The 4,243-nt window shown below is 67.4% G+C and carries 2 protein-coding genes and 1 pseudogene; 2 read left to right on the top strand and 1 reads right to left on the bottom strand.

What is annotated here, in order from left to right:
- A pseudogene (locus Q0629_RS09300) lies at positions 1-1,985 on the top strand (hypothetical protein); the annotation flags it as partial.
- 21 nt (positions 1,986-2,006) lie between these two features.
- A complete protein-coding gene (locus tag Q0629_RS09305; RefSeq protein WP_298781733.1) occupies positions 2,007-3,497 on the top strand; it encodes an FGGY family carbohydrate kinase in 1,491 nt (496 codons plus the stop codon).
- Between the two features lie 62 nt (positions 3,498-3,559).
- Here the strand turns inward: Q0629_RS09305 and Q0629_RS09310 are convergent.
- On the bottom strand, positions 3,560-4,243 hold a 684-nt coding region (locus Q0629_RS09310; protein WP_298781736.1), incomplete at its 5' end, for a serpin family protein.

Consider the following 4,243-nt stretch of genomic DNA (forward strand, 5'->3'; position numbering starts at 1 on the left):
GTGCCGACGTCGTGTTGAACGTCACGCCAGAGGTCGAGGCGCCGGCAGAGCCCGTCCCGGAACTCCCCGTCGACGTGGAACTGGAAGCACCAGCCGCAGAAACGACAGAACCTGAGCCTGTAGCCGAGACGTTGGACGTGGAGCCGGAGGCCCCCGCATCCCTCGCCGACGTCGTGCTGGACGTCGCGCCAGAGGCCGAGGCGCCGGCAGAGCCCGTCCCAGAACTACCCTCCGAGGTGGAACTGGAAACGCCAATGACAGAACCTGAGCTCGTCGCCGAGGCGTTGGACGTGGAGCCGGAATCCCCTGCATCCCCCGCCGACGTCGTGTTGAACGTCGCCCCGGAGGACGAGGTGCCAGCAGAGCCCGCCGCGGAACTCCCCTCCGAAGTGGAACTGGAAACACCAGCCGCGGAAACGGCAGAACCTGAGCTTGTCGCCGAGGCGTTGGACGTGGAGCCGGAGGCCCCTGCACCACTCGCCGACGTCGTGCTGGACGTCGCCCCGGAGGACGAGGTGCCGACAGAGCCTGCCGCGGAACTTCCCACCGAGGTGGAACTGGAAACGTCAACAGCGGAACCGGCAGAGCCTGAACCCGCCGCAGAGGCGTCGGACGTGGAGCCGGAGGCCCCTGCGCCCCGTGCCGACGTCGTGCTGAACGTCGCCCCGGAGATCGAGGCACCGGTGGAGCCCGTTCCGGAACTCCCTGCCGACGTGGAACTGGAAGCACCAGCCACGGAGCCGGAGGCGACAGAACCAGAGCCTGTCGCCGAGGCATTGGACGTGGAGGCGGAAGTCCCTGCGCCTGTCGCCGACGTCGTGCTGAACGTCGCCCCGGAGGTCGAGGCGCCGACGGAGCCCACCGCGGAACTTCCCGTCAAGGTGGAACTGGAGGCACCAGCCGCAGAAACAGAAATCATCGCCGAGGCATCGGGCGTGGAATCGGAAGCACCCTCGACGGCTGAAGAAAAGCTGATGGACGACATCGCCGCCGCCATGACGGAGCCCCATCCGTCGGCAGGACCCGACGTCGAGTCGGACTTCCCTGAGGGCGAGGCTCCAGAGGAGCCGCTGCTGGTGACGGAAGCAGCTTCTCCGGCCGGACCGGCGGAGGAGCCCGTGGAGGACACAGCGGAGATGGACGTCAGTTCCCTGCTCGTCGCGGAACCGGCAGCCCCGACGCTGGCCGCCGCGGAGCCTGAGCCGTTCAACGAACCGACCGCCGTCGTCCAGGGGCCGGCAGCGACACCGGAAGCCGAGGGCGGGACGCTTCAGACCGAAGAAGAAGGCCACGACGAAGCCGACGCCCCAGTTCCGGAGGAACCCGCTCACGAGGCAGAGCCTGAGCCGGAGGCTCCCCAGGCTGAGGAAGAAGAACACGACGGTGCCTTGGATGCCCCGGCCCCGGAGGAATCTGCCCCTGAGGCAGAGCCTGAACCGGAGGTTCCTCAGGTTGAGGAAGAAGAACACGACGAAGCCTTGGGCGCCCCGGCCCCGGAGGAACCCGCTCACGAGGCAGAGCCTGAGCCGGAGGAAATCCACGAATCTCTGCAGGACGCGGAGTCCGCTGAGGCAACGGAGGAGGATACAGCAATGGGTCTGAAGGATAAGCTTTTGGCGCGCAAGGAGGCGCCCGTCGCCCAGGAGGGTGCTGCAAGGCCGCGTGGCGGATTTCTGCTGCCGCTCTTGACGCTCCTGCTGCTAGCCGCGGTGATCCTGTGCTGGCTGCAGTTGCGGGGCCTGACAGCGGTCCTCCGCGCGGACCAGACGCCTGAGGCGAAGGCCGTAGCGTCCGCAGGGGCGCTCCACCAGGACGAGCGGTATGAGTACGCCATCGACTTTCTGCTGGACGACCGCATCACGGCCGGCATGGACGAGCGCGGCAAGGCGGGCTGGAGGGTCGTCGGCTCCCGACGCACTCAGGACAGCACCACGGGCCAGTACGGCTACGAGTTCATCTTCATGCGTCCCGCGCAGAAGGAATAGCCCGCCGGTGGAACGTCCGGAATGAATCATTATCTTTGTTTCGACGCGGGGACGCAGAGCGTCAAGGTCGCGGTGTACAGCGCGGAGGGCGAGTGCGTCGCGAAGGCCGTCAACCCCACGACGCTCTTCTACCCGCATCCCGGCTGGGTGGAGATGGACGTCGAGGAGTACTTTCAACTGACCCTCGCCGGCATGAAGGACTGCGCGGAGCAGATGGGCCGAAAGGGGCTTGATCCCGCGTCCGTCAGGGCCGTGATGGGCGACGGCATCATCTGCGGCATAGCCGGGGTGGACGAGGCGGGCCGCGCCGTCACGCCCTACATCAACTACCTGGACTCCCGCACGCAGGAGGACGCGGCAGCTCTGGCGGCGTTGGGAACGGACCTCTGGGCCCGCGAAACGGGCAATCCAGACCCGCTGTGCCTCTTTCCCGCCCTGCACGCGCGATGGCTGCTGAAGAACGCGCCGTCCCGCGGCCGCGTGCGGAAGCTCATGCACAACGCCCCCTACATCCTGCTGAATCTGGCGGGGCTCGGCGCGTCGGACGCCTTCATCGACTGGGGGACCCTCTCAGGCTGGGGCCTCGGCTACGACGTCACGGAGAAACGCTGGTCGCCAGAGCAGCTCGATCTCCTCGGCATCTCCCCCTCCCTTCTGCCCCGCATCGTGCGCCCTTGGGACGTCGTTGGAGGGCTCTCGGAGGAGGCCGCAGCGCGGACGGGCTTCCCCCCGGGGCTTCCCGTATGCGCCGGAGCGGGCGACACCATGCAGTCGCTCCTGGGCTGTGGCGTGTTCGCGCCAGGACACGCCGTGGACGTGGCGGGCACCTGCTCCATGTTCTGCATCTCCACGGCCGGCATCGTGCCGGACCTCAGCCGAAGCGGCAACAACCTCATCTTCAACAGCGCAACCCTGCCGGACACGTACTTCTATTGGGGCTTCGTGCGGACGGGAGGGCTGGCGCTGCGCTGGTTCCGGGACAACGTCTGCGGTCAGCCCGGCGACGACGGCTGCTACGACCGCCTGAGCCAGGGGGCAGCAGGCGTGCCCGCAGGCGCCAACGGCGTGCGCTTCCTGCCGTGGCTGACGGGTGGCCCGAAGGGCTGCGAGGAGGTCCACGGGTGCTTCCTCAACATGACGATGGACACGGATCAATTCGTGCTGTGGCGCGCGGTGCTGGAGGCCATCGCGGGAGAGTACGGCGAGATCGCGGATCGCTGCCGCTCTGCGGGCACGCCGGTGGAGCGTATCATCGTCACGGAGGGCGGCAGCCGCTCGGCCCTGTGGAACCAGATCAAGGCGGACCTCATCCGCGCCGAGACCGTGACCCTCGATACGGGGGGCGCGCTCGCGACGAACGCCCTCCTCGCCGCCTACGCGGCGGGCGACATCGCGGGCGGAGAGGAGGGCCTCAAGGCGGCCCTGCAGCAGGGGCTGAGGGAAACGGGGCACTTCGCTCCAGGCCCTGCATTCGCCCTGCCCCCACTGCCCAGCGTGCTCTTCCACCGCTGAAGACGAGAGAGCCCCCCTTAGGGGGGCTCTCTCTACGATTCCAAGTCCAATCTCTTGACGGGTCACTGAAAGCTCTGGGTCCCCATGAAGAGGATCGCTCCCGTCGCGTCGTCCAGGATGAAGAACAGGAACGGTCGGTCGGCGTGGAACTCCGCGCGCGGCGGTTCCTGCCTGGGCAGGGCCGTAGCGTAGACCATCGCCACGCCCGTGGCCGCCGCGGCCTCGGCCCCCTCCTCGTCCACCTCCAGGAACGCCTTGTGCACGACGCTGCCGATGCAGATCGGCTCTTTGTTTTCCGTCATGGCGGAGAAGTCCGCGGCATCCGAGAAGGCCTGGCCCATCCCCAACGTCGTCAGGAGCTCCTTCAGCTCGTACCGTTCCTCCGTCTCGAACTTGGGCAGCCACACGTCCACCTGGTGCGTGGTCATGGAGGCCTGCCAGCGGCGGATGAGGTCAAGCCCGTCGCGATGGGCAAGGTCCTTCAGCAGCTCGTCCATCGCACCCTGCTTCGGCAGGGCCAGCAACATGCTGGCGGCCCCGCCATAGGACAGTTTCAGGAGCTTCACACCCTCCACATCCGCATAGAGGGACTCCCTGTCCTCCTTCATCATGGGGACGTCCTTCGACTCCGTCTCCGTGACGTAGAAGGGTTCAGGAACCGTGAGCTCGGGGCTGAAGGGCTGGAGCCACCGTCCCTTGAAGTACACGGCGTTCGTCAGGATCATGCGCGTATCTTTCGGCACGTC

Origin of the sequence: uncultured Fretibacterium sp., assembly GCF_938030725.1 — a bacterium.
GTDB lineage: Bacteria > Synergistota > Synergistia > Synergistales > Aminobacteriaceae > Fretibacterium.

What these genes read in the sequence shown, in the direction of transcription:
- Q0629_RS09305 (WP_298781733.1), top strand. Translation starts at nt 2,007, where the DNA reads ATGAATCATTATCTTTGTTTCGACGCGGGGACGCAGAGCGTCAAGGTC.